The following is a 271-nucleotide window of genomic DNA, read 5'->3' on the forward strand; positions in this document are numbered from 1 at the left end:
CACCGTCAAGTCCCAAGTCTTCGATACTCTATGAAGGTACGGAGCGATATGTTCCACCACCGTTGTCTTGGTCATCATCGCCATCACTATTCAACGTATCAAGATCTGCATCGAAGAATGTGTCGTTGTTATCATCAACATCTGTATCTGAAGGTCCTTCTTGCTCGTCGTGATTGATCCAAACAGAGTAGTCTTTCACAAATCCGACAACAATCAAATACACACTAATGTCGGTTGGATCTGTCCAAACCTTCATGTTTTTACACTTTTT

1 protein-coding gene is annotated in these 271 nt (G+C 42.1%); it reads right to left on the bottom strand.

Annotated features, from left to right (window positions below; translation table 11 throughout):
- Positions 1-28 precede the first annotated feature (28 nt).
- Positions 29-271: hypothetical protein (locus tag KVT28_RS25195; RefSeq protein ID WP_217550904.1), on the bottom strand; the 243-nt coding region annotated here is incomplete at its 5' end.

Source organism: Pantoea sp. GbtcB22, assembly GCF_019091025.1.
GTDB classification, from domain to species: domain Bacteria; phylum Pseudomonadota; class Gammaproteobacteria; order Enterobacterales; family Enterobacteriaceae; genus Pantoea; species Pantoea leporis.